The organism is Massilistercora timonensis, from assembly GCF_048354975.1.
GTDB lineage: Bacteria > Bacillota > Clostridia > Lachnospirales > Lachnospiraceae > Massilistercora > Massilistercora timonensis.
Genome location: NZ_DBGCJQ010000058.1, coordinates 1 through 20721, shown reverse-complemented (window position 1 = coordinate 20721; position 20721 = coordinate 1). Strand labels below are relative to the sequence as shown.

Genomic DNA, 20721 nt, shown 5'->3' with positions numbered 1-20721 from the left:
ATAGGCCTGGGAGAAAATATAATCCAATATTTATACGGATATAACAATTATAGATGTATGCCTATAACTCGTGTTTCAAAGAACCTTCCACAGGAAAACTTGTCTGTTCTGGAAATATGAATTATACTGGACTTGTGATTTTGATGTAAGGAGATTGTTCTTATGATACAGATCCAGCAGATCAAACTGAAGATTCCCCACAAAGAGACAGATGTGAAGAAAAAATTCTGCAAGATCCTCCATATCCCTGAGAAGAGGGTCCGCGCCTTCCGGATCCTTAAGCGTTCCCTGGACGCCCGCCGCAAGCCGGAGCTTTTCTATGTCTACACCGCAGAGGCAGAGGTGGAGGGGGAGAAGGCCCTTAGAAAGCGCTTTCAGAAGAACGGCCAGATCACGTTCCGCGCCCCGCTGCCTGATTACGCCTATCAGGCTGCCGGAACAGAGAAGCTTTCCCATCGCCCGGTGATCGTGGGCACAGGTCCTGCCGGGCTTTTCTGCGGTTACGCCCTGGCCAGGATGGGATATCGCCCCATTCTTCTGGAGCGGGGAGCCCCGGTGGAGGAGCGGAAGAAAGACGTGGAAGAATTCTGGCGGACAGGAGCTCTTTGCCCGGAATCCAATGTACAGTTCGGAGAAGGGGGCGCCGGTACATTTTCCGACGGAAAACTGAATACTCTGGTCCATGACCCGGACGGACGGGGGAGAGAAGTCCTGCGTCTGTTTGCGTCCCACGGCGCGCCGGAGGAGATCCTGTACGACAGCAAGCCCCATGTGGGGACAGACAAACTGATCCAGGTGGTCCGCTCCCTGCGGGAAGAGATCCAGGATCTGGGCGGAGAGTTCCGGTTCTACACGAAGATGACCGGAATCCTCACCCGGGAAGAAGGTGAATCCGGCCGTCATGTACAGGCGGTTGAGATGGAGGCTGTAAATAAGCCGGGTGAGAAGGAGATCCTGAAGACAGATCTTCTGATCCTGGCCATTGGCCACAGCGCCAGGGACACCTTCGCCATGCTGGAGAGTCAGAGGTTCCCCATGGAAGCCAAATCCTTCGCTGTGGGCGTGCGGGTTCAGCACCCCCAGGCCGTGATCGATGCCAGCCAGTACGGAGAATGCGCGAAGCCAGAAACTGTCAGGGCTCTTCCGGCTGCCGCTTATAAGCTGACCGCCAATCTGGATAATGGAAGAGGGGGATATACCTTCTGTATGTGTCCCGGCGGCTATGTTGTCAACGCCTCTTCCGAGCCCGGACACCTGGCTGTCAACGGTATGAGCTACAGCGGACGGAGCGGTGAAAACGCCAACAGCGCAGTGATCGTCACTGTGCATCCGGAAGATTATCCCGGAGAAGGACCTCTTGCCGGGGTGGCGTTTCAGCGGGCGCTGGAAGAAGCTGCCTGGAAGGCAGGAGAGGGCAGGATCCCGGTACAGCGGTTCCAGGATTATTGCAGGAACCAGCCTTCCAAAGGTCCCGGAGAGATCTGTCCCCAGATGAAGGGAGATTATGCCTGGACCAATATACGACCCATCTTTCCTGCAGTGATCGGGGATTCCATAGAAGAAGCCATGGTTTCTTTTGACCGGAAGATCCCGGGCTTTGCGGGGGCGGATGTAGTGCTGGCAGGTGTGGAGAGCCGGACCTCGTCCCCGGTGCGGATCCTGCGGGACAAAGTCCTTCTGGAATCCGCGGTCGGCGGTGTCTATCCCTGCGGGGAGGGAGCCGGATACGCAGGCGGGATCACGTCTGCCGCCATGGACGGGCTGAAGGTGGCGGCAGCCATCGGACAAAGTTATGAACCATTCGACAAATCCCTTAAAGTTTAAGTTATTTTTAATGACATAAGGCTATACACTTTTTCTGAAATGTGGTAGAATGTATTGAGTTTTTTAAGAGGTTTGATGAGGAGGAGTACATATGAAGGTTACAAAGGGGAAGAATTCCTGGGCCCTCTTCCTGCTGGTTCTTGCGGGAATGGTGCTGGGTGGCTTTATCAGTGTACTTGCAGAAGGAGTGCCGGCCCTGGGCTGGCTTTCTTACGGTCAGTCCTTTGGTCTGGACGAGCCGGTGGTCTTGAATCTGGGACTTCTGGTGCTCACATTCGGCCTGAAGGTGAAGATCACCATCGCAAGCATTCTCGGTGTCGTTGTGGCGGCGGTCATCTACCGTTTCTTATAAACTCCTCTTTGGAGTGTCGTTACGAATCGAAAGAGAAATGAGTCAATCAAAAAATACCATACAAGAGATTCCGAGCACGGAGCGGCCTTACGAGAAATGTAAGGAGAGAGGGGCGGCGCTCTTAAGCGACGCGGAGCTTTTAGCAGTCCTTCTTAGGACAGGCACCCGCGGCGAAAACGCGCTGGAACTGGCACGGCGTATCCTGTATCACGCAGGGGAGCCGGGGATCCTGGGGATCCATCAGTTCACCATGGAGAAACTTCTCAAGATCAGGGGCATCGGCCAGGTCAAAGCCATTCAGCTTTTGTGCCTGTCAGAGCTTTCCAAGCGGCTTGCCAAAGCCCGTGCCCAGGAATCTTTGTGTTTTACGTCGCCGGAAGCCATCGCCCGGTATTACATGGAGGACCTGCGGCATGAGAAGCAGGAGGTGGCAAAGCTTCTCCTTTTAAATGCCAAGGCCCGGCTGATCGGGGAGAGCGACATCTCCAGGGGGACGGTCAACGCTTCGCTGATCTCGCCCAGGGAATTATTTGTTGAGGCTCTGCGAAGAGATGCAGTATCCATCATTCTTTTGCACAACCACCCCAGCGGCGACCCTTCACCCAGCAGAGAGGACGTTCTGATCACAGAACGGATCTTCCGGGCAGGAGAACTGATCGGGATTGAACTGTTAGACCATATCATTATTGGCAATAATTGTTATATCAGCTTCCGGGAATCGGAGCTGTTCTCTAAGAAAGGATAAGATCAATGGCCAGAAATACCTACGGACTGGATCTTGGTTCCTATGAGATCAAAGTCTATGATAAAAAGCAGGATACCATCTGGAAAGAGAAAGACGTGATCGCCATCCGCGACAAGAAGGAGATTTTTGCGGTTGGAGACGAAGCCTATGAGATGTATGAGAAGGCTCCGGCGAATATCGAAGTCATTTTTCCCATGAAGGACGGGGTGATCTCCCGGTTCAATGACATGCAGTTCCTTCTGCAGAACCTGCTGAAGAAAGACCGGCAGTTTGCCAGAGGTTCCGAATATGTGATCGCGGTTCCTACCGATGTGACGGAGGTGGAGAAAAAGGCGTTCTTCGACCTGGTGATCCATTCCACTGCCAGGGCAAGGGAAGTTAACATTGTGGAGCGCGCTATCGCCGATGCGGTAGGTCTTAACCTGGATGTGGAGAATACCAAAGGACTTTTTATCGCCAATTTCGGCGGGGAGACTACAGAATTGTCTGTTCTGGCCGGAGGCGGAATGGTGCTGAACCGGCTGGCGAAGATCGGCGGTACCACCTTTGACCAGGCGTTGGTCAACCTGATCCGGCACAGCCATGACTTCCTGATCGGGCATCCCACTGCTGAGACGCTTCGCAGGCGGTTCGGCGTGTATACCGGGGAGACAGAAGCTTCCCTTACAGTGGCGGGACGGGATCTGATCACTGGCGTCCCCATGCAGAAGCCCATCTCCATGAGTACGGTGCGGGCTTCCCTGCGGGATCCTCTGCTGGAATGTGTCCGCTCCATCCTTTCTCTTCTGGACCGGACGCCGCCGGAGGTACGGACGGCCATCTATGCCAACGGGATCTATCTTACCGGCGGCATCGCCAATATGCCGGGACTGGATACCTACATTGAGAAAGGAACCGGCATCACCACAAGAGTGGCGCCCCAGCCGGATATCTGCGCAGTGACCGGGCTTAAGAAGATCATTATGTCCAAAGAACTAAGGCAGCTGGCTTATTCCATGTTAGATGAGAATTATAGGTGGATGAGATAATATGAAGATCAAGAATCAATCGTCATTTCCAAGTAAATACCGGCTTTTTATCCTGATCGCCGTCTGTGTGATCCTGCTGGGGATCGGCAGCGTGGTAGACAGCAGCGGTCCCCTTCGTTTTGTGGCCAGTTACACGGTGATCCCCTTCCAGAAAGGGATCAGCTACGCAGGGCAGTGGATGAGCGATGTGTCCGCGAATTTCCAGACCATGGAAGAGATGCGCTCAGAAAACGAGAGTCTTCAGAGCAAGGTGGACGAGCTTACCATTGACAACACCCGTCTCAGACAGGAGCAGTACGAACTGGAGCGGCTGCGGGAACTGTACAAGCTGGATGAGAATTATTCGGATTACGAGAAGATCGGCGCACGGGTCATTTCCAATAACGGAACCAACTGGTTCAGTGATTTCACCATTGACAAGGGCTCAAACGACGGGATTAAGGAAAATTGCAATGTACTGGCAGGGAGCGGCCTGGTGGGCGTTGTCACGGAGGTTGGCCCCAACTATGCAAGGGTCCGGTCCATCATTGATGACGCCAGCAATGTGAGCGCTATGATGCTTTCCACTTCTGATCTGTGTATGGTAGAGGGAAGCCTGGAACTGATCGCGGACGGCAGGCTGCGGTTTGAACGTCTTCCCAATAACGACAATGAGATCGAAGTGGGAGAGCAGGTGGTGACTTCCCACGTCAGCGACCGGTTTGTGCAGGGACTCTTCATCGGGTATGTCAGCGACATTGAAGTAGACTCCAACAATCTGACCCGTTCCGGCTATATCACACCGGCGGTGGATTTCAGCAAACTCCAGGAAGTTCTGGTGATCACCAAGACCAAGGATGACCTGGTAAATGAACAGACGGAGAAAACAGACGGGGACAGCGCCGCGAAGGAGGAAGAATAAAGAGTATGAAACGAAGGATTATCACGATTCTGTTCATTTTCATATGTTTCTTCCTCCAGGGCAGTCTGTTCCAGCATCTGACTTTTGCAGGCATCCGTCCCAATCTTCTGGTGATCGTCACCGCTTCTTTCGGTTTCATGCGGGGACAGAAGGAAGGGATGTTTGTAGGCGTTCTGTCCGGGCTGCTGGCAGATCTGTTCTGGGGATACGCTCTTGGATTCAACATCCTGCTGTTTGCTGTGATCGGATATCTGAACGGAATGTTTGAACGGCTCTTTTATGATGACGACATCAAGCTGCCCATCGGCCTGATCGGAGCCAGCGAACTGTTTTATGGGGTGATCACTTATATCAGCATGTATATGCTGCAGGGAAATTTCGCGTTTGGAACGTTTTTGATGCATATCATCCTTCCGGAGCTTGTATACACCATCCTGGTGACCCTGGTCCTGTATCAGGTGATCCTGCATGTCAATAAGCGCCTGGAAGCCGAAGAACAAAGGAGTGCAAGCAAATTTGTATAATTTATGGGAACGGATCCGGTCCGGGATCTATGAAGTCGTTAAATCCAGATGTTTTGTGGCCATTATCATCTTCTGTGTAATGTCCGCCCTTCTGGTGCAGCGGGTATTCTATCTCCAGATCGTCAAAGGCGAGGAGTATGCGGACAACTATGAGCTGCAGATCCAGAAGACCCGGGAGGTAGAGGGCACAAGGGGAAACATCTACGACCGCAACGGCAAGCTTCTGGCTTATAATGAGCTGGCCTATTCTGTGGTGATCGAAGATAACGGAGAATACGATTCCACAGAGGAGAAGAACAAGGAACTGAACAAAGTGATCTCAACGGTCATTGACATGGCAGAAGCCAACGGCGACTCCATCATCAATAATTTTGGCATCATCCTGGACCAGAATGACAACTATATGTATATCGCCGAGTCCAATACCCAGCGCCTGCGTTTTATCGCGGATGTGTACGGACAGGCAACCATTGACAAGCTGACAGAGGAGCAGAAAAGCCAGACCGCCCAGGAGATCATCGACTATCTCTGCACCGATGAGCGCTACGGATACGGCATCGACCAGAAGGAACTTAGCAGGGCAGAAGTACTGAAACTGGTGAACGTCCGCTATGCCATCTCCCTGAACAGCTACCAGAAATACATTCCCACCACCATCGCGGAGGATGTAAGCGAAGAGACGATGGCTGCTGTTTCGGAAAATCTGGACACCCTGCAGGGGGTCAGCATCGAGGAGACGTCTCTGCGCCGCTATACGGATAGCAAATATTTCGCCAATCTCATCGGTTATACCGGGCAGATTTCTACAGAGGAATACAATTCTCTCAGTGAAGAGGACAAAGACAATTATGACCAGACTGACACCATTGGTAAATCCGGACTGGAACAGACGCTGGACTCTACCCTCAAAGGCAAAAAGGGGGAGGTCAAGCTCTACGTCAACAACGTGGGAAAGGTGATCGAGACGGTGCAGGAGACGGAACCGGAAGCGGGAAATGACGTGTATCTCACCATTGATGCCGATATTCAGAAGGCCGCTTATGACATCCTGGAACAGGAGCTTGCCGGCATTGTGCTCAACAAGCTGCGCAACCAGCTGGATTTTGACCGGAGTCATCTGGAGGATGCGGCAGACGTGATCATCCCCATCGGAGATGTGTACAACGCCTTTATCTCCAATGAGATCCTTGACATGGAACATTTCTCCCAGGAGGATGCAGGGGATACCGAGAAAGCGGTTTATGAAGCTTTTTCCAAGCGCAAGGAAAAGGTTCTCGAAGAGATCAGTAAGCTTCTTGCCGACCCGGATGCTTCCGCTTATGAAGATACCTCCAAGGAGATGCAGGCCTATCAGTCCTATATCGTCAACGACCTTCTGATGGCGGACAACGGCATTTTAATGTCCGATGCCATCGACAGCGACGATGAGACCTATCAGGCATGGAAGACAGAGGAATCCATCAACATCTACACCTTCCTGAATTATGCCATCTCCCAGAACTGGGTGAACACCTCGGGGCTTACGAAGTATCTGGAAGGTTCTGCAGAATATTCGGATGCAGGAGAGACTTACCAGGCCATGACGGAGTACATCCAGGAAGCTCTGTCCAGGAACAATGCTTTCGACAAGCTGATCTATCAGTATATGATCAAAGCCGGTTCCATCACAGGCAGGCAGATCTGTATGATGATCTATGAGCAGGGTGTGCTTAAATACGATGAAGACCAGTATAACCGGCTGGCTTCCGGAAGCCTGGGAGCCTATGATTTCCTGCGGGGCAAGATCAAAACGCTGGAGATCACGCCGGGACAGCTGGGTCTGGAACCCTGCACCGGTTCCCTGGTGATGACAGATCCAAACACCGGAGATGTGCTGGCCTGCGTTTCCTATCCGGGATATGACAACAACCGGCTGGCCAATACCATGGATTCGGAATATTATAATAAACTGGTGACAGACCAGGCCCGTCCGTTCTACAATAACGCCACCCAGGAGAAGACGGCTCCGGGATCTACCTACAAGCCTCTTGTAGCGGTGGCCGGACTGATGGAAGGGGTGATCGACGTCAACTCCCAGATCACCTGCCGCGGCGTCTATAAAAAGGTAGAGCCTAATCCCAAATGCTGGATCTATCCACGTTCCCACGGGACGCTGGACGTCTCCGGCGGGATCCAGAATTCCTGTAACTGTTTCTTCTATGAGACCGGTTACCGTCTGAGCCTGAAGGACAACGGACTGGACCATGTGACATCCGGCGATCTGAAGGGCGAAGAAACTTCCAGCTATTACTCCAGCGACCTGGGAACCGACACGCTGGCTAAATATGCCGCCATGTTCGGGCTTGGCACCACTTCCGGCGTCGAGATCCCGGAGGCAGAGCCGGAGATCTCCGATGAATCTTCCGTGCCATCCGCCATCGGACAGGGCACTAACAACTATACGACCACTCAGCTGGCACGTTATGTGACAGCCGTTGCCAATAAAGGAACTGTGTATGATCTGACGCTTCTGGATAAAGTGACCACCGTGGACGGAGAGGTCCTCAAGGAATATGAGCCAAAGGTGGCCAATACACTGTCAGAAGTCCCGGCGTCTGCCTGGAATGCGATCCATACCGGCATGCGCAACGTTGTCCTGGTTTCCCAGAGTAAGATCTTTACAGAACTGAACCGGGGCGGAGTGGAGATATCCGGCAAGACCGGAACCGCACAGCAGAGCAAGTCCCATCCTGACCACGGCCTTTTCGTGGGATTCGCACAGAGCAGCGACCCGGAAGTGGCTTTCGCCATCCGGATCGCCAACGGATACAGTTCCACCTATGCCGCCGAAGTGGGAAGGGATATCATGAAATACTATTACGAGACAGATCCGGTGGATGAGATCATCACCGGAGAAGCAGCCGAGATCAGCGAGACCACAAGCGGAGACTAAGGAGGGATGGGAAGTTGTGAAGGACCCTGTTCTGATCAAAAGTAACCGTTACGGCATTCGTATTTCTTTTGATCCGGACCTGCCATTTGACCAGCTGCTTGCGGCGTCTGTGAAGAAATTCGGCGCCTGCGCCGGTTTCTTCGCCCATGCGGGCCTGGCAGTCCAGTTTGAAGGCCGTGACTTTACCAAAGAAGAAGAACAGACGATGGCCTGTGCCATTGAAGAAGCTGCGGGGATCGAGATCTTCTGCCTGGTGGAGGAAGGCGGACCTGCAGAACGGTTTCACAAGAAACTCCTGGAAGAAGCGAACGATCAGATCCATGAAAGTGACGGTCAGTTCTATCGAGGCACCCTGAGGAGAAAGCAGATCCTTGAATCTGAGAGAAGTATCGTGATCATCGGAGATGTGGAAGAGGGCGCCACAGTCGTCTCCAAAGGAAACGTTGTGGTGACCGGCGATCTTAACGGATCAGTGACCGCCGGTGCATCCGGCGATCCGGAAGCCGTGATCGCGGCGCGCGCCATGCGCCCGAAGCGTCTTCGCATCGGTGAACGGGAAGTAAAACCAGTGATAGGAGGAAGTTATTCATGGGCGAAGTTATTGTAATCACATCGGGAAAAGGCGGCGTGGGAAAAACCACGACCACCGCAAATCTCGGGGCCGGCCTGTCCGGTCTGGATAAAAAGGTTGTAGTGGTAGATACCGATCTGGGGCTTCGGAATCTGGATGTGGTGATGGGGCTTGAAAATCTCATCGTCTACAATCTGGTGGATGTGATCGAGGGAACCTGCCGTTTAAAGCAGGCTCTGATCCGGGACAAGAGGTATGAGAATCTTTACCTGCTGCCATCCGCACAGACCAAAGACAAATCCGCCATCTCCCCGGGGCAGATGAAGAAGCTGACAGCTCAGCTGAAAGAAGAGTTTGACTACGTGCTGCTTGACTGTCCGGCAGGCATCGAACAGGGATTCCAGAACGCCATTGCCGGCGCAGACCAGGCTATTGTGGTAACCACTCCCGAGGTCTCGGCCATCCGGGATGCAGACCGGATCATCGGTCTGCTTGAAAGCAACCATCTCCGGAAGATCTCTCTGATCATCAACCGGATCCGCATGGATATGGTGCGCAGAGGAGATATGATGTCTGTGGACGATGTGACTGAGATCCTGTCTGTGCCGCTGATCGGCGCCATCCCTGACGATGAGCAGGTTGTGATCGGCACCAATCAGGGTTCTCCGGTGGTGGGAAATGATTCCAGAGCCGGCAGGGCATACCAGAACATCTGCAAAAGACTTCTCGGCCTGGAAGTCCCTTTCCTGGACATGAACCGGGATGGAGGATTCTTTTCCAAACTGTCTCATCTTTTCCGGAATGAGTAGAGAGGAGTGGGACTATGGCAAGGAAGTCTTCGGTTTCCATCGCCAGAGAGCGGCTGCGCACCCTGGTGATCTCTGACCGGGTCCAGTGTTCCCCGGATGCGGGAGCACAACTGTACCGGGAGCTTTATGAAACCCTTTCCAAATACATTGAGTTTACAGAAGAAGACTTTCATGTAGAGATCACACGCACCTACATAAAAATAGACTTTTCAGGAGAAAAATCGTGAGATTACCTAGATTTACAAAACAATATCATTTAAAAGATTATAAATTTACCCTGGTGTTCCTGGTCCTGGCACTGTCCACACTGGGCGTCCTGGTGGTAGGCAGCGCAAGGGACATTTACCAGAGCAGACAGATCATCGGCGTGATCATCGGACTTGTGGCCATGCTGGTAGTTTCTCTGATGGATTACAAGTGGGTCCTTAACTTTTACTGGCTGATCTACGGCGTCGCCGTCGTCTCTCTTGGCCTTGTTCTTATAATCGGACAGGAAGTCAACGGCGCCACCCGCTGGATCAACCTGGGATTTACCACCTTCCAGCCCTCCGAGCTTGCCAAGATCCTTCTGATCCTTTTCTTCGCAAAGTTTCTTATGCAGCATGAAGAGGATCTGAACGATAAGTGGACTCTTATCCGGTACGCAGTCCTGTGCGGGATCCCGCTGGCGCTGATCATCGTGGAGCCCAACCTGTCCACCACAATCTGTACCGCCCTGGTGCTGTGTCTGCTGATCTATATAGGAGGACTGGACTACCGGTTCATCATAAGGACCTTCCTGATCCTGATCCCGGTGGCTGTGATCTTTCTTTCCATTGCGGTCCAGCCCAATCAGCCCTTCCTGAAGGACTATCAGCAGAAGCGGATCCTGGCTTTCATTGAGCCGGAGAAATACGCAAGCGACGAGGCCTACCAGCAGAACAACTCGGTCATGGCCATCGGTTCCGGCCAGCTGACCGGTAAAGGCCTGGACAACAATACCACCACATCGGTGAAAAACGGGAATTTCATCTCCGAGCCCCAGACAGACTTTATCTTTGCCATCGTAGGAGAAGAATTGGGGTTTGTAGGCAGTTGTCTTGTGATTGCCTTATTGCTTTTGATCGTGATACAATGTATACTGATAGGGATAAGAGCGCAAAACCTTGCAGGGAGGATCATCTGCTGCGGGGTGGGAGGCCTGATCGGCATACAGAGCTTTATCAATATTGCCGTGGCCACCAAGATGATCCCCAACACAGGAGTCCCGCTTCCCTTTGTAAGTTACGGTCTGACCTCTCTGGTCAGCCTGTACATTGGTATCGGATTCGTTTTAAATGTAGGATTACAGCCTAAAAAATATCAATAAGGAGTGAACCCCATGAATATTGGTCTGATCGCACACGACTCGAAAAAGGCTCTGATGCAGAATTTCTGCATCGCATACCGTGGGATCTTAAGCAAACACAATCTGTACGCGACAGGGACTACCGGCCGCCTGGTGGAGGAAGTCACCAATCTGAACATCCATAAATATCTGGCAGGCCCCATGGGCGGAAGCCAGCAGCTGGGGGCGCAGATCGCCCAGAATGACATGGACGCCCTGATCTTTCTCAGGGATCCCATGGCGCCGAAAGCCAACGAACCGGATCTCAACGATGTGATCCGGCTGTGTGACACCTATAACATCCCACTGGCCACCAATCTGGCCACTGCGGAACTTATTGTTCTAGCAATTGACAGAGGAGATCTTGACTGGCGTGAAATGTACCGATAAATCCAGAAAAATGAAGAGAGCCCGCCGTGCCAGGAAGCGTCTGATCGCAGCCATGGTGCTGATCCTTCTGGTCCTGTGTGTGATCCTCGTTGGGATCCTGCTTTTCCAGGCTCTGTTCCGGGAAGAGCACCGGGCGGCAGAATATGAGATGGAGCACTACAGCCAGCTTGATGTGGACACGCCGTTTCTGTCGGCAGATCTGTGCGTTGTGTCAGAAGATATCAGCATGCAGGATGCGCCGGATACAGATACCTTCAAGGCTGCCGGTTTCTTTGACCTGAATCAGGCAGAAACCCTCTATGCCAGGAATGCCCTCAAGCAGGTATATCCGGCCAGCACCACCAAGGTGATGACCGCACTTCTCGCCCTCCGGGAGGGCAACCTTGACGATGTGGTCACTGTGAGCGCCAACGCTGTGGACCGGGAGCCGGGTGAATCCATCTGTGATCTGAAAGAAGGCGACCAGCTTACCCTGGAAGACCTTCTCATCGGCCTTCTGCTCCAGTCCGGCAATGACACAGCGGTTGCCATCGCCGAGCATATCGGCGGCACGGAAGAAGCCTTTGTGGAGATGATGAACCAGGAAGCCGCCCGCCTGATGGCTACGGACACCCACTATGTCACTCCCCACGGCATGCATGACGACGACCATTATACCACTGCCTACGATCTGTACCTCATTTTCAATGAGGCGATCAAACAGGAGAAATTCCTGGAGCTGATCCAGATGGACTCCTATACCGCTCACATCACCCACGCAGACGGGACTGAGGAAGAAGCGGACTGGGAGGCCAGCAATCTGTATGCAAAAGGAGAAGCAAAGCTTCCGGAATCTGTCACCATCATCGGAGGAAAGACCGGAACCACCGACAAGGCCGGGAACTGTCTGATCCTTCTGTCCGAAGACGAGGCAGGAAACCGCTATGTATCAGTAGTCATGGGAGCAGACTCCAAGGATCATCTGTATACGGATATGACCACCCTGTTGGAGGGAGGCGTAGCCGCTGCAGGACAGAGTTCGGAAAACACAGAATAGAAAGACCATAGAATCAAGGGGCAGCCAGGCGGTACAGGCCGGTCTGCCCCTCTTATTATGAGCGGACCTCCGGGGTGTTCCGGATCCGTCCGTAAAGGCTGATCAGATAAAGTCCGCACAGGCCGACCACCGCATATATGATCCGGGAAAGCCAGGACAGATTGCCAAACAGGAAGGCAACCAGGTCAAACCGGAAGATCCCTACCAGGAGCCAGTTGACCGCACCGATGATCACAATGGTCAGCGCCGTATTGTCAAACCATTTCATGAAATCTCCTCCTTTTCATCATGCTAGTCCTAGTATGTCGCACAGGAGATGTTTTATACATGTAAGAAAGGAAACTTTTGATGCAGCAGGAGAGAAACCTTTACTATCCTTATTCCGAATATTTAAAGAAAAAATATGGGGAAAAAGTCTATAAACTTCCGGTAAATCTGCCGGTTTCCTGTCCCAACAGGCAGGGCGGGAGAGAAGGCTGTGCCTTCTGTTCTCCACTTGGGACCGGATTTGAAGCCGCAGACAGCAGCGTCTCTGTCTCCGGACAGCTTGCCCTGGACCGGGAACGGATCGAAAGAAAGTATCATGCCCACAAGTTCATCGCTTACTTTCAGAATTACACCAACACGTTTCTTCCCCTGCAGCAGTTTTCCGCCTATATGAAAGAAGCGGCGGAAACGGCGGACATTGTGGAACTTGCAGTTTCCACCCGCCCGGACTGTATCCGGGAAGACTATCTGGACGTCCTGGAGGATCTTCACCAGAAAAAGGGCGTGGAGATCACGGTTGAACTTGGCCTTCAGACTCCTAATTACCACACCCTTGCCGCTGTGGGAAGAGGACATACCCTGGCGGAGTTTATTGACGGGGTCCTAAGAGTGCGCTGCTATGGGTTTGATGTCTGCGCCCATGTGATCTTAAACCTCCCCGGCGACGATCTCTCTGACGCAGTAGAGTGTGCCAAGATCCTGTCCGCCCTGGGCGTCCAGGTTGTAAAAGCTCACTCTTTATATATTGCCAGAGGCACCCGGTTGTGCAAAGCTTATGAAAATGGTACAATAGCTTTGTGCGACAAGGAGGAGTATCTGGAGCGCACAGCTGCTTTCCTGGATCATCTGGACCCGTCCATTGCCGTTGAGCGGCTTTTCGCCCGGGCGCCGGAAGATGATGTGGTATTCTGCAACTGGGGGACCAGCTGGTGGAAGCTGCGGGACGAACTGGAGGAGAAGATGGGGCTGGGCGGACATTTTCAGGGGCGCTGCTTTTCCTATCTTGACGGAGCGGCTTTAGAATCCTGACACAGGGGGCATTTTTGTGGGAGAGAAAAAGAAACTGACCAATATAACCGTTTATCGGAAAAAAGGAAATCTGAATATCGGCGTCTTCATTTTCGGGATCATTTTTATTTATCTTATCGTCAGCCTCCTGATGTATCTCACATCCGGACCGGTTTCTGTCTATGAAGTGCGGAAAGGTTCCATTCTCAGAGACACGGCCTATACCGGATTCGTAGTGCGGGACGAGACCATTGTGGAAGCCCAGGAGGAAGGATACGTAAACTATTTTGTCACAGAAGGAGAGAAGGTGGGCGCCAGGACCAGCGTCTATGCCTCGTCTCCGGAGAAGCTAGACTTCCAGGCTGCAGACGAGGAATCTCAGGCTTCTCTCACAGCAGAGGAAGAAGCTTCTCTTCTGACAGATATCCAGGCTTTCAGCGACAATTTCCAGGAAGCGAATTTTCAGGAAGTCTACACGGTCAAAGACAAGATTGAAGATCTGCTGGACAGCCGTTCCAGCCAGAATCGAAAGGCCCAGCTTGACGAAATGCTGAAGACACAGGGCGACAGCCTCAAAGTCTACAATGCCAGCAGGGATGGGATCATCATTTACGCAACAGACGGATATGAGGATACCACCATCAGCGATGTGACCGAGGAAATGATCACCCTCAATGACCACGAGACCCTCACCCTGTCCAATAATACCAAAGTCCAGGCCGGAGACCCGGTCTACAAGCTGATCACTTCCGATCAGTGGACCGTTGTTGTGGTCCTCAGCGATGAGATGACTGAGGAGCTTGCTGAGACCCAGCGGATCAAAGTCCGTTTTGCCAAAGACAATCAGACGGAGACGGCGGATTTTGCCATCTACAATACCGAGAGCGCCAACCTGGGATTCCTTACTTTTGATACCGGCATGGTCCGGTACGCCAGAGACCGTTATCTGGACATTGAACTGATCCTGGAAGACGAGTCCGGGCTTAAGATCCCCCGTTCTTCTGTGGTGGAAAAGGAATTCTACACGGTTCCCGAGGATTATCTCACTCAGGGGGGAAACAGCCAGGGAAATGGCGTGCTGGTACAGACAAAGGATAACGCCAGATTCCAGGAGACAGAAGTGTTTTACCGGGATACAGAGACGGGAATGATCTATCTGGATCCTCTTGATTTCTCCGAGGATACCGTTCTGATCAAGCCGGATTCCAAAGAGACCTGGCCTTTGAATAAGACGGCCAAACTGAAAGGCGTCTATAACATCAACAAAGGATATGCGGTTTTCAAGCAGATCCAGATCCTGTGCGAGAGTGAAGAATATTATATCGTGGAGACAGGAAGTGATTATGGGCTTTCCAACTATGATCACATTGCGCTGAACGGAGAAGATGTAAAAGAAAATGATGTAGTATTTCAATAAAAGGAGCTGATCATTATGCTGCAAGACAACCTTATCCAGGTGGAGCAAAACATTGAAGAGGCCTGCAGGCGCGCCGGGCGGGACCGGTCTGAGGTGACGCTGATCACCGTGAGCAAGACCAAGCCGGTGGAAACTCTTCAGGAAGCGTACGATCTGGGCGTACGCGTCTTCGGAGAAAATAAGGTCCAGGAGATGGCGGACAAGTATGAAGTCCTTCCAAAGGATATCCGGTGGCATCTTATTGGACATCTCCAGCGGAATAAAGTAAAATACATCATCGACAAAGCTGTCCTCATCCATTCCGTGGATTCTCTGCGGCTGGCCCAGACCATTGAAAAAGAAGCAAAAAAGCACAATCTGACCGCCCACATCCTGATCGAAGTCAATGTGGCCAGAGAGGAGAGTAAATTTGGGATTTTTCCTGAAGATCTGGAAGCTCTGGTGGATGAAATCGCAAAATTACCCCACATTCAGGTGGACGGTCTTATGACAATTGCTCCATTTGTACCAGATCCGGAAGAAAATCGCCCTGTTTTCCGGGAATTACGCAAATTATCTGTTGACATTAGTGCCAAAAAAGTTGATAATGTCAATATGAGCGTTCTTTCTATGGGTATGACGAACGACTATCAAGTGGCAATAGAAGAGGGAGCAACAATGGTCCGCGTCGGAACAGGAATTTTCGGCGCCAGGAATTACGCTCAAGTATAAATGCAAAGATAGGAGAATTTATAATATGGGAGTATTAGATAAGTTCCTGGACATCATGAAATTAAGCGACGACGATGATTACGATGACGATGATTTCTTTGATGACGACGACTACGAAGACGATTACGAGGAAAAGAAGCCTAAAAGAAGTTTCTTCGGAAGCAGGAAGAAAAGCTACGAAGATGATGAGGATGAGGATTACGAGGAAGTTCCGGCAAGATCTTCCAGGGCTTCTCATTCCGGAAGCAATAAAGTAACTCCGATGCGCCAGCCTGCCAGAAGAGGTATGGCCAACATGGAAGTCTGTGTGATCAAGCCAAACTCTGTGGACGACGCCCGTGAGATCACCGAGACCCTTCTGGGTGGAAGGACTGTGATCCTGAATCTGGAGGGACTGGATCTGGAGATCGCCCAGAGAATTATTGACTTTACCTCCGGAGCGGCATATGCCATCAGCGGCAACCTTCAGAAGATCTCCAATTACATATTCCTGGTGACCCCTACCAACGTAGAGATCTCCGGTGACCTTCAGGATCTTCTGAACACTTCTTTTGATGCTTCCTCCATGCGCTCCAGGTTCTAAAGCATGAACAAGGAAGAGACCCTGCTGAGGAAGCGCCTGACGGAGCTTTCCCGGCAGGCTTATCACAAAGATATCGTTACTTTTTCAGATTTTCTGAATCTGAATGAACTGAATATCCTTCATACCACTCCCAAAGACTTGTTCCCGGCAAGGTACGAGACCTTTGGAGGCTATGAAATGGCAGAGCGTCAGATGGTTGCATTTCTACCTGATGCTCTTTATTATGAGTATCAATATCCCATGCAGGTACTAAAGATCCGTCCGGCCAATCCCCGTTTTGCCGAGGAACTGAGCCACCGGGATTATCTGGGTTCTCTTATGAACCTTGGCGTCGAACGGTGTAAGATGGGGGATATCCTGCTGCTGGAGGACTGTGCGGAGGTGTTTGTATGCCAGAATATGGCAGGATATCTCTGTCAGGAGCTGACCCGCATCCGGCACACGGTAGTTCAGACAGAACTTGTCGCGCCAGAGGAGATATCCTATGAACCCCGGTTTGAAGAGGTTAAAGGAACCGTTTCCTCCATCCGTCTGGACAGCGTCCTGGCTCTTGCCTATCCTCTTTCCAGAAGCAAGATGACTTCGTATATTGAAGGAGGAAGAGTGTTTGTCAACGGAAAACTGATCACCAGCAACGGATACCACCTGAAGGAAGAGGATATCCTGTCTGTAAGAGGGCTGGGACGGATCCGCTATGAGGGAATGCTGTCAGAGACAAAGAAGAAGCGCTGTCTGATATCCCTCAGGAAATATATCTAGAAGGAGACATGGCATGAAAGAGAAGAGAAGTCTTCATTATCTGATCGCTCTGGCCGGTATTTTGATCGGCGTATGTCTGGATCAGTTTACAAAATATCTGGCGGTTCTTCATCTTAAAGGACAGGCGCCGCTGGTGCTGATCGACGGGGTATTCCAGCTGGAGTATCTGGAGAACCGGGGCGCCGCTTTCGGGCTGTTCCAGGGACAGCGACTGTTCTTTTTTCTGAGCGCAGGTGTGATCCTGGCGATCGTAGTCTGGTTTTACCTGCGAGTCCCCATGGAACGGCGGTATCTTGTCCTTCGTATTCTGGCGGTGCTGATCGTGGCAGGCGCTATTGGCAATTTTATTGACCGGCTCCGCCTGGGGTATGTGGTGGATTTCTTTTATTTCTGCCTGATCGATTTCCCCATTTTCAATGTGGCGGATATCTATGTCACAGTTTCTACATTTGTTTTACTGTTTGTCATGTTTTTCTATTATAAGGAGGAAGATCTTGACCGAATTTTTCGTGGAAGAAAAGGACAGCGGACAGAGGATTGACCAGTTCCTCGCCAGCCGTCTGGAAGAAGTCTCCCGGTCACAGATCCAGAAGATGATCCGGGACCATATGATCACCGTTTCCAACAAGCCTGTAAAAGCCAATTACAGGCTTCTTTTGCATGACCGCATCCAGGTGGAATTCCCTGAGCCGGAGGTTCTTAATGTCCTTCCTGAGGATATCCCCCTTGATATCCTCTATGAAGATAAGGATCTTCTGATCGTAAACAAACCGAAGCAGATGGTGGTCCATCCGGCTCCCGGCCATCCCTCCGGCACCCTGGTCAACGCAGTCTTATATCACTGCGGCAAGGACCTGTCCGGCATCAACGGGGTCTTGCGTCCCGGGATCGTCCATCGGATCGACATGGACACCACCGGATCCCTGATCGTCTGTAAGAGCGACCTGGCCCATCAAAAGATCGCGGAACAGTTAAAGGAGCATTCCATCAACCGGATTTACGAAGCCATCGTCCATGGCAACCTGAAGGCGGATACAGGAACCATAAACGCTCCCATCGGACGGGACCAGAACGACCGGAAGAAGATGAGCGTCCATGCAAGAAACGGCCGTCCGGCTGTCACTCACTATCAGGTGTTGGAACGCTTTGGCTCCTTCACCTATATCCAGTGCCGGCTGGAGACCGGACGCACCCACCAGATCCGGGTCCACATGGCAAGCATCGGCCATCCTATTCTGGGAGATCCGGTATACGGGCCAAAGAAATGTCCCTTTCCTGCCCTGCAGGGACAGACTCTGCACGCCCGGACCATCGGAATCTACCACCCCCGGACAGGGGCCTGGCTGGAGGTGGAAGCTCCCCTTCCGGAATATTTTCAGAAGCTTCTTAACACTCTCCGAACACGGCAAAACTGAAAAAAAGTACACATTTGTGGCAAATTGAGTTATAATATAGGATATAAATCGGGGAGGAGAGTGATCTGTATGGCAAAAACAAACACTATCATCACAATCGGAAGAGAATATGGAAGCGCAGGACGTGAGATCGGGTATAAAGTGGCCGATTACTTCGGGATCAAGCTTTACGACAAGGAGATGCTGGCACGGGCTGCAAAGGAAAGCGGCATCTGCCAGGAGCTGTTTGAGACTCATGATGAGAAACCAACCAGCAGTTTCCTGTATTCTCTGGTAATGGATACTTATTCCCTGGGATATTCTGCAGGCAGCTACGCGGATATGCCTATCAACCACAAGGTATTCCTGGCCCAGTTTGACACCATCAAGAAGATCGCCAGCGAAGGTCCCTGTATCCTGGTAGGACGGTGCGCGGATTATGCCCTGGAGGATTTTGACAACGTGTTAAGCGTGTTCATCCACGCGGATATGAACGCCCGGATCCGCCGGATCGCAAGGATCTACGACCTGACCGACGCCAAGGCCAAGGAGCGGATCGTGAAGACAGATAAACAGCGGGCAAGTTATTATAACTATTACAGCAATAAAAAATGGAGCGACGCAGACAGCTATAATATCTGCCTGGACAGCTCCGTTTTAGGAATCGACGGTACGGCGGAAGCCATTGAGCGTCTGGTTGAGATCAAAGAACAACCGGGTGAGAAGCGGCTCTAGGCGGCCATCCCTTGATATTTCCGTTGAGAATGGCAGTGAACATCCGTTGCTTTGCCCCCGGGTGTTCCTGATTCAGCTGCCGCACCAGATCTTTGGCGTACTGCCGTTTGGTAAGGCCGTCAATGGGACAGCGGCTCTTGACCACCGGAAGATCGTATTTATTGCGGAAACCGATCACATCCGCCTCATCTAGAAACATGATGGGGCGGATCACTGTGAGATCCATCCGGTCCAGATAAGTGCGGGGAGAGAAAGAATAAAACCGTCCCTCGAAGAGAAGAGACAACAGCATGGTCTCAATGATATCGTCTTTATGATGGGCATAGGCAACTTTGTTGCAGCCCATCTTTTTTACGGCCTGATTAAGGGCGCCTTTTCGCATTTTGGCGCAGAGAGAGCAGGGATTAGGCTCTTTCCGGTCCTCAAAAAGGATATGGGCGATATCTGTCTTCACGATCTCATAGGGGACATCCAGCTCCCTGCAAAGCTCTGCCACAGGAGTAAAATCACATTTCTCATATCCCAGGTCCACCGTAACCGCGCTCAGCTCAAAGCGCCTGGGATAGAATCTGCGAAGTCCCTGCAGGGCGCAGAGAAGGGTCAGGCTGTCCTTTCCTCCGGAGATCCCTACCGCGATATGGTCGCCTTCCTGGATCATTTCGTATTCATCCACCGCTTTTCTTGTGCAGCTCAATAATTTCTGTAACTTCATCTATCTGATAAATCCTTTCTGTATTAACTTTCCCGCAGCTTCACTGCAGAGGCCGCCTGTCTGCGCCGGTCCTCATCGATGGCTGCGTAATGCTTCTTGGTGGTATTTACGTCCTTATGGCCAAGAACGTCCGCCACCAGATAAATATCCCCGGTTTCCTTGTATAAGGACGTTCCGTAAGTACTCCGAAGCTTGTGTGGTGTGATCTTTTTGCCCGGCGTTACCTGGCGGGCGTATTTCTTCACCATATTCTCCACCGCCTGTACTCCCATCCGTTTCCTCTGGGTGGAGAGGAAGAGGGCGTTTTCATGGCCGGGCAGGGGAGAAGCAGTCTTCCGGCTTCCCTCAATGTAATGGGAGAGGGCGTCTGCCACTTCATCGCCAAAATAAACTACCATCTGGTTGCCGCCCTTCCTGGTGACGGTGATCCCGTTGTTTTTAAAATCTACATCCTGAACATCCAGTCCTACACATTCAGACACACGGATCCCGGTTCCAAGCAAAAGAGTCAGGATAGCCAGATCCCGGTCCTTCGTCTTTCTGTAATATGTCAGTGCCTGTCCGGTCAGCTTTTCCCCGGCAGACTCTACAAAGTCCAAAAGCATGGCCACCTCGTCCGCGTCCAGCCGGATAATGGCCTTCTCATGGAGCTTTGGC

At 51.8% G+C, this 20721-nt stretch carries 24 protein-coding genes; 21 read left to right on the top strand and 3 right to left on the bottom strand.

Going from position 1 to position 20721, the window contains the following annotated elements; genetic code table 11:
* Positions 1–162 precede the first annotated feature (162 nt).
* The 13 genes from ACML7B_RS04980 to ACML7B_RS04920 all read left to right on the top strand — a co-directional run bounded on the left by ACML7B_RS04980 (position 163) and on the right by ACML7B_RS04920 (position 12478).
* Positions 163–1824 carry an NAD(P)/FAD-dependent oxidoreductase gene (locus tag ACML7B_RS04980; protein ID WP_418539522.1) on the top strand — a complete coding sequence of 554 codons (1662 nt, stop codon included), beginning with the start codon at positions 163–165 and terminating at the stop codon, positions 1822–1824.
* 91 nt (positions 1825–1915) lie between these two features.
* Positions 1916–2176, top strand: coding sequence for a DUF4321 domain-containing protein (locus tag ACML7B_RS04975; RefSeq protein ID WP_106788186.1), 261 nt, complete (start codon positions 1916–1918; stop codon positions 2174–2176).
* Positions 2177–2213: 37 nt separating this feature from the next.
* The gene (radC, locus tag ACML7B_RS04970) at positions 2214–2921 is read left to right on the top strand and encodes a RadC family protein (RefSeq protein ID WP_346708372.1); all 708 of its coding nucleotides are present in this window, start codon (positions 2214–2216) and stop codon (positions 2919–2921) included.
* Positions 2922–2926: 5 nt separating this feature from the next.
* Positions 2927–3949, top strand: a complete 1023-nt coding sequence (locus ACML7B_RS04965) for a rod shape-determining protein (protein WP_418539521.1) — start codon at positions 2927–2929, stop codon at positions 3947–3949.
* A 1-nt stretch (position 3950) separates the two neighbouring features.
* Positions 3951–4850: a rod shape-determining protein MreC gene (mreC, locus tag ACML7B_RS04960; RefSeq protein ID WP_418539520.1), complete on the top strand. Its 900-nt coding sequence runs from the start codon at positions 3951–3953 to the stop codon at positions 4848–4850.
* Positions 4851–4855: 5 nt separating this feature from the next.
* Entirely contained in the window at positions 4856–5374 is a 519-nt protein-coding gene (mreD, locus tag ACML7B_RS04955; RefSeq protein ID WP_346708369.1) for a rod shape-determining protein MreD, read from the top strand.
* Complete coding sequence (locus ACML7B_RS04950) at positions 5367–8306, top strand: penicillin-binding transpeptidase domain-containing protein (protein WP_418539519.1); 2940 nt, start codon at positions 5367–5369, stop codon at positions 8304–8306. Before mreD ends, ACML7B_RS04950 begins: the two co-directional genes overlap by 8 nt.
* A gap of 16 nt (positions 8307–8322) precedes the next feature.
* Positions 8323–8913 (top strand): septum site-determining protein MinC, encoded by a 591-nt coding sequence (minC, locus tag ACML7B_RS04945; protein WP_346708365.1) that lies wholly within the window; start codon positions 8323–8325, stop codon positions 8911–8913.
* Positions 8895–9686 carry a septum site-determining protein MinD gene (minD, locus tag ACML7B_RS04940; protein ID WP_346708364.1) on the top strand — a complete coding sequence of 264 codons (792 nt, stop codon included), beginning with the start codon at positions 8895–8897 and terminating at the stop codon, positions 9684–9686. Before minC ends, minD begins: the two co-directional genes overlap by 19 nt.
* 14 nt (positions 9687–9700) lie before the next feature.
* Positions 9701–9913, top strand: a complete 213-nt coding sequence (locus ACML7B_RS04935) for a cell division topological specificity factor MinE (protein ID WP_346708362.1) — start codon at positions 9701–9703, stop codon at positions 9911–9913.
* Positions 9910–11034, top strand: coding sequence for an FtsW/RodA/SpoVE family cell cycle protein (locus ACML7B_RS04930; protein WP_418539518.1), 1125 nt, complete (start codon positions 9910–9912; stop codon positions 11032–11034). Before ACML7B_RS04935 ends, ACML7B_RS04930 begins: the two co-directional genes overlap by 4 nt.
* Before the next feature lie 12 nt (positions 11035–11046).
* The gene (mgsA, locus tag ACML7B_RS04925) at positions 11047–11442 is read left to right on the top strand and encodes a methylglyoxal synthase (protein ID WP_346708359.1); all 396 of its coding nucleotides are present in this window, start codon (positions 11047–11049) and stop codon (positions 11440–11442) included.
* Entirely contained in the window at positions 11426–12478 is a 1053-nt protein-coding gene (locus ACML7B_RS04920) for a D-alanyl-D-alanine carboxypeptidase family protein (protein WP_418539517.1), read from the top strand. Before mgsA ends, ACML7B_RS04920 begins: the two co-directional genes overlap by 17 nt.
* Positions 12479–12533: 55 nt before the next feature.
* On the opposite strand, the gene ACML7B_RS04915 is transcribed toward ACML7B_RS04920, so the two are convergent.
* Positions 12534–12746 carry a DUF378 domain-containing protein gene (locus tag ACML7B_RS04915; RefSeq protein ID WP_346708355.1) on the bottom strand — a complete coding sequence of 71 codons (213 nt, stop codon included), beginning with the start codon at positions 12744–12746 and terminating at the stop codon, positions 12534–12536.
* A gap of 80 nt (positions 12747–12826) precedes the next feature.
* Here ACML7B_RS04915 and ACML7B_RS04910 point away from each other — a divergent pair, with 80 nt between their 5' ends.
* The 8 genes from ACML7B_RS04910 (at position 12827) to ACML7B_RS04875 (ending at position 19352) form a co-directional block, all read left to right on the top strand.
* Positions 12827–13774 carry a TIGR01212 family radical SAM protein gene (locus tag ACML7B_RS04910; protein WP_346708354.1) on the top strand — a complete coding sequence of 316 codons (948 nt, stop codon included), beginning with the start codon at positions 12827–12829 and terminating at the stop codon, positions 13772–13774.
* A gap of 16 nt (positions 13775–13790) precedes the next feature.
* Positions 13791–15170, top strand: a complete 1380-nt coding sequence (locus ACML7B_RS04905) for an HlyD family efflux transporter periplasmic adaptor subunit (RefSeq protein ID WP_418539516.1) — start codon at positions 13791–13793, stop codon at positions 15168–15170.
* Positions 15171–15185: 15 nt separating this feature from the next.
* Positions 15186–15881 (top strand): YggS family pyridoxal phosphate-dependent enzyme, encoded by a 696-nt coding sequence (locus ACML7B_RS04900; protein WP_418539515.1) that lies wholly within the window; start codon positions 15186–15188, stop codon positions 15879–15881.
* Between the two features lie 25 nt (positions 15882–15906).
* Entirely contained in the window at positions 15907–16464 is a 558-nt protein-coding gene (locus ACML7B_RS04895) for a cell division protein SepF (protein WP_346708350.1), read from the top strand.
* Between the two features lie 3 nt (positions 16465–16467).
* Positions 16468–17223, top strand: a complete 756-nt coding sequence (locus tag ACML7B_RS04890) for an RNA-binding protein (protein ID WP_418539514.1) — start codon at positions 16468–16470, stop codon at positions 17221–17223.
* Positions 17224–17236: 13 nt separating this feature from the next.
* On the top strand, positions 17237–17764 hold the full coding sequence (gene lspA, locus ACML7B_RS04885; protein ID WP_346708348.1) for a signal peptidase II: 528 nt from the start codon (positions 17237–17239) through the stop codon (positions 17762–17764).
* Positions 17718–18638, top strand: coding sequence for an RluA family pseudouridine synthase (locus ACML7B_RS04880; protein WP_418539513.1), 921 nt, complete (start codon positions 17718–17720; stop codon positions 18636–18638). Before lspA ends, ACML7B_RS04880 begins: the two co-directional genes overlap by 47 nt.
* A 69-nt stretch (positions 18639–18707) precedes the next feature.
* Positions 18708–19352 (top strand): AAA family ATPase, encoded by a 645-nt coding sequence (locus tag ACML7B_RS04875; RefSeq protein ID WP_106788167.1) that lies wholly within the window; start codon positions 18708–18710, stop codon positions 19350–19352.
* Here ACML7B_RS04875 and ACML7B_RS04870 read toward each other — a convergent pair.
* Entirely contained in the window at positions 19321–20064 is a 744-nt protein-coding gene (locus tag ACML7B_RS04870; protein WP_418539512.1) for a tRNA 2-thiocytidine biosynthesis TtcA family protein, read from the bottom strand. The two genes, ACML7B_RS04875 and ACML7B_RS04870, sit on opposite strands and share 32 nt — an antisense overlap.
* Positions 20065–20087: 23 nt before the next feature.
* Positions 20088–20721, bottom strand: a 634-nt coding sequence (locus ACML7B_RS04865) for a tyrosine-type recombinase/integrase (protein ID WP_418539511.1), incomplete at its 5' end; no start/stop codon positions are given.

Bases quoted from the DNA above. Each gene is read 5' to 3' on its own strand.
- ACML7B_RS04875 (WP_106788167.1), top strand. From the start codon at position 18,708: ATGGCAAAAACAAACACTATCATCACAATCGGAAGAGAATATGGAAGC.
- ACML7B_RS04965 (WP_418539521.1), top strand. From the start codon at position 2,927: ATGGCCAGAAATACCTACGGACTGGATCTTGGTTCCTATGAGATCAAA.
- ACML7B_RS04890 (WP_418539514.1), top strand. From the start codon at position 16,468: ATGAACAAGGAAGAGACCCTGCTGAGGAAGCGCCTGACGGAGCTTTCC.
- mgsA (WP_346708359.1), top strand. From the start codon at position 11,047: ATGAATATTGGTCTGATCGCACACGACTCGAAAAAGGCTCTGATGCAG.
- mreD (WP_346708369.1), top strand. From the start codon at position 4,856: ATGAAACGAAGGATTATCACGATTCTGTTCATTTTCATATGTTTCTTC.
- ACML7B_RS04915 (WP_346708355.1), bottom strand. From the start codon at position 12,746: ATGAAATGGTTTGACAATACGGCGCTGACCATTGTGATCATCGGTGCG.
- minD (WP_346708364.1), top strand. From the start codon at position 8,895: ATGGGCGAAGTTATTGTAATCACATCGGGAAAAGGCGGCGTGGGAAAA.
- ACML7B_RS04935 (WP_346708362.1), top strand. From the start codon at position 9,701: ATGGCAAGGAAGTCTTCGGTTTCCATCGCCAGAGAGCGGCTGCGCACC.
- ACML7B_RS04910 (WP_346708354.1), top strand. From the start codon at position 12,827: ATGCAGCAGGAGAGAAACCTTTACTATCCTTATTCCGAATATTTAAAG.
- lspA (WP_346708348.1), top strand. From the start codon at position 17,237: ATGAAAGAGAAGAGAAGTCTTCATTATCTGATCGCTCTGGCCGGTATT.
- ACML7B_RS04980 (WP_418539522.1), top strand. From the start codon at position 163: ATGATACAGATCCAGCAGATCAAACTGAAGATTCCCCACAAAGAGACA.
- radC (WP_346708372.1), top strand. From the start codon at position 2,214: ATGAGTCAATCAAAAAATACCATACAAGAGATTCCGAGCACGGAGCGG.
- ACML7B_RS04975 (WP_106788186.1), top strand. From the start codon at position 1,916: ATGAAGGTTACAAAGGGGAAGAATTCCTGGGCCCTCTTCCTGCTGGTT.
- ACML7B_RS04895 (WP_346708350.1), top strand. From the start codon at position 15,907: ATGGGAGTATTAGATAAGTTCCTGGACATCATGAAATTAAGCGACGAC.
- ACML7B_RS04870 (WP_418539512.1), bottom strand. From the start codon at position 20,064: ATGAAGTTACAGAAATTATTGAGCTGCACAAGAAAAGCGGTGGATGAA.
- ACML7B_RS04900 (WP_418539515.1), top strand. From the start codon at position 15,186: ATGCTGCAAGACAACCTTATCCAGGTGGAGCAAAACATTGAAGAGGCC.
- mreC (WP_418539520.1), top strand. From the start codon at position 3,951: ATGAAGATCAAGAATCAATCGTCATTTCCAAGTAAATACCGGCTTTTT.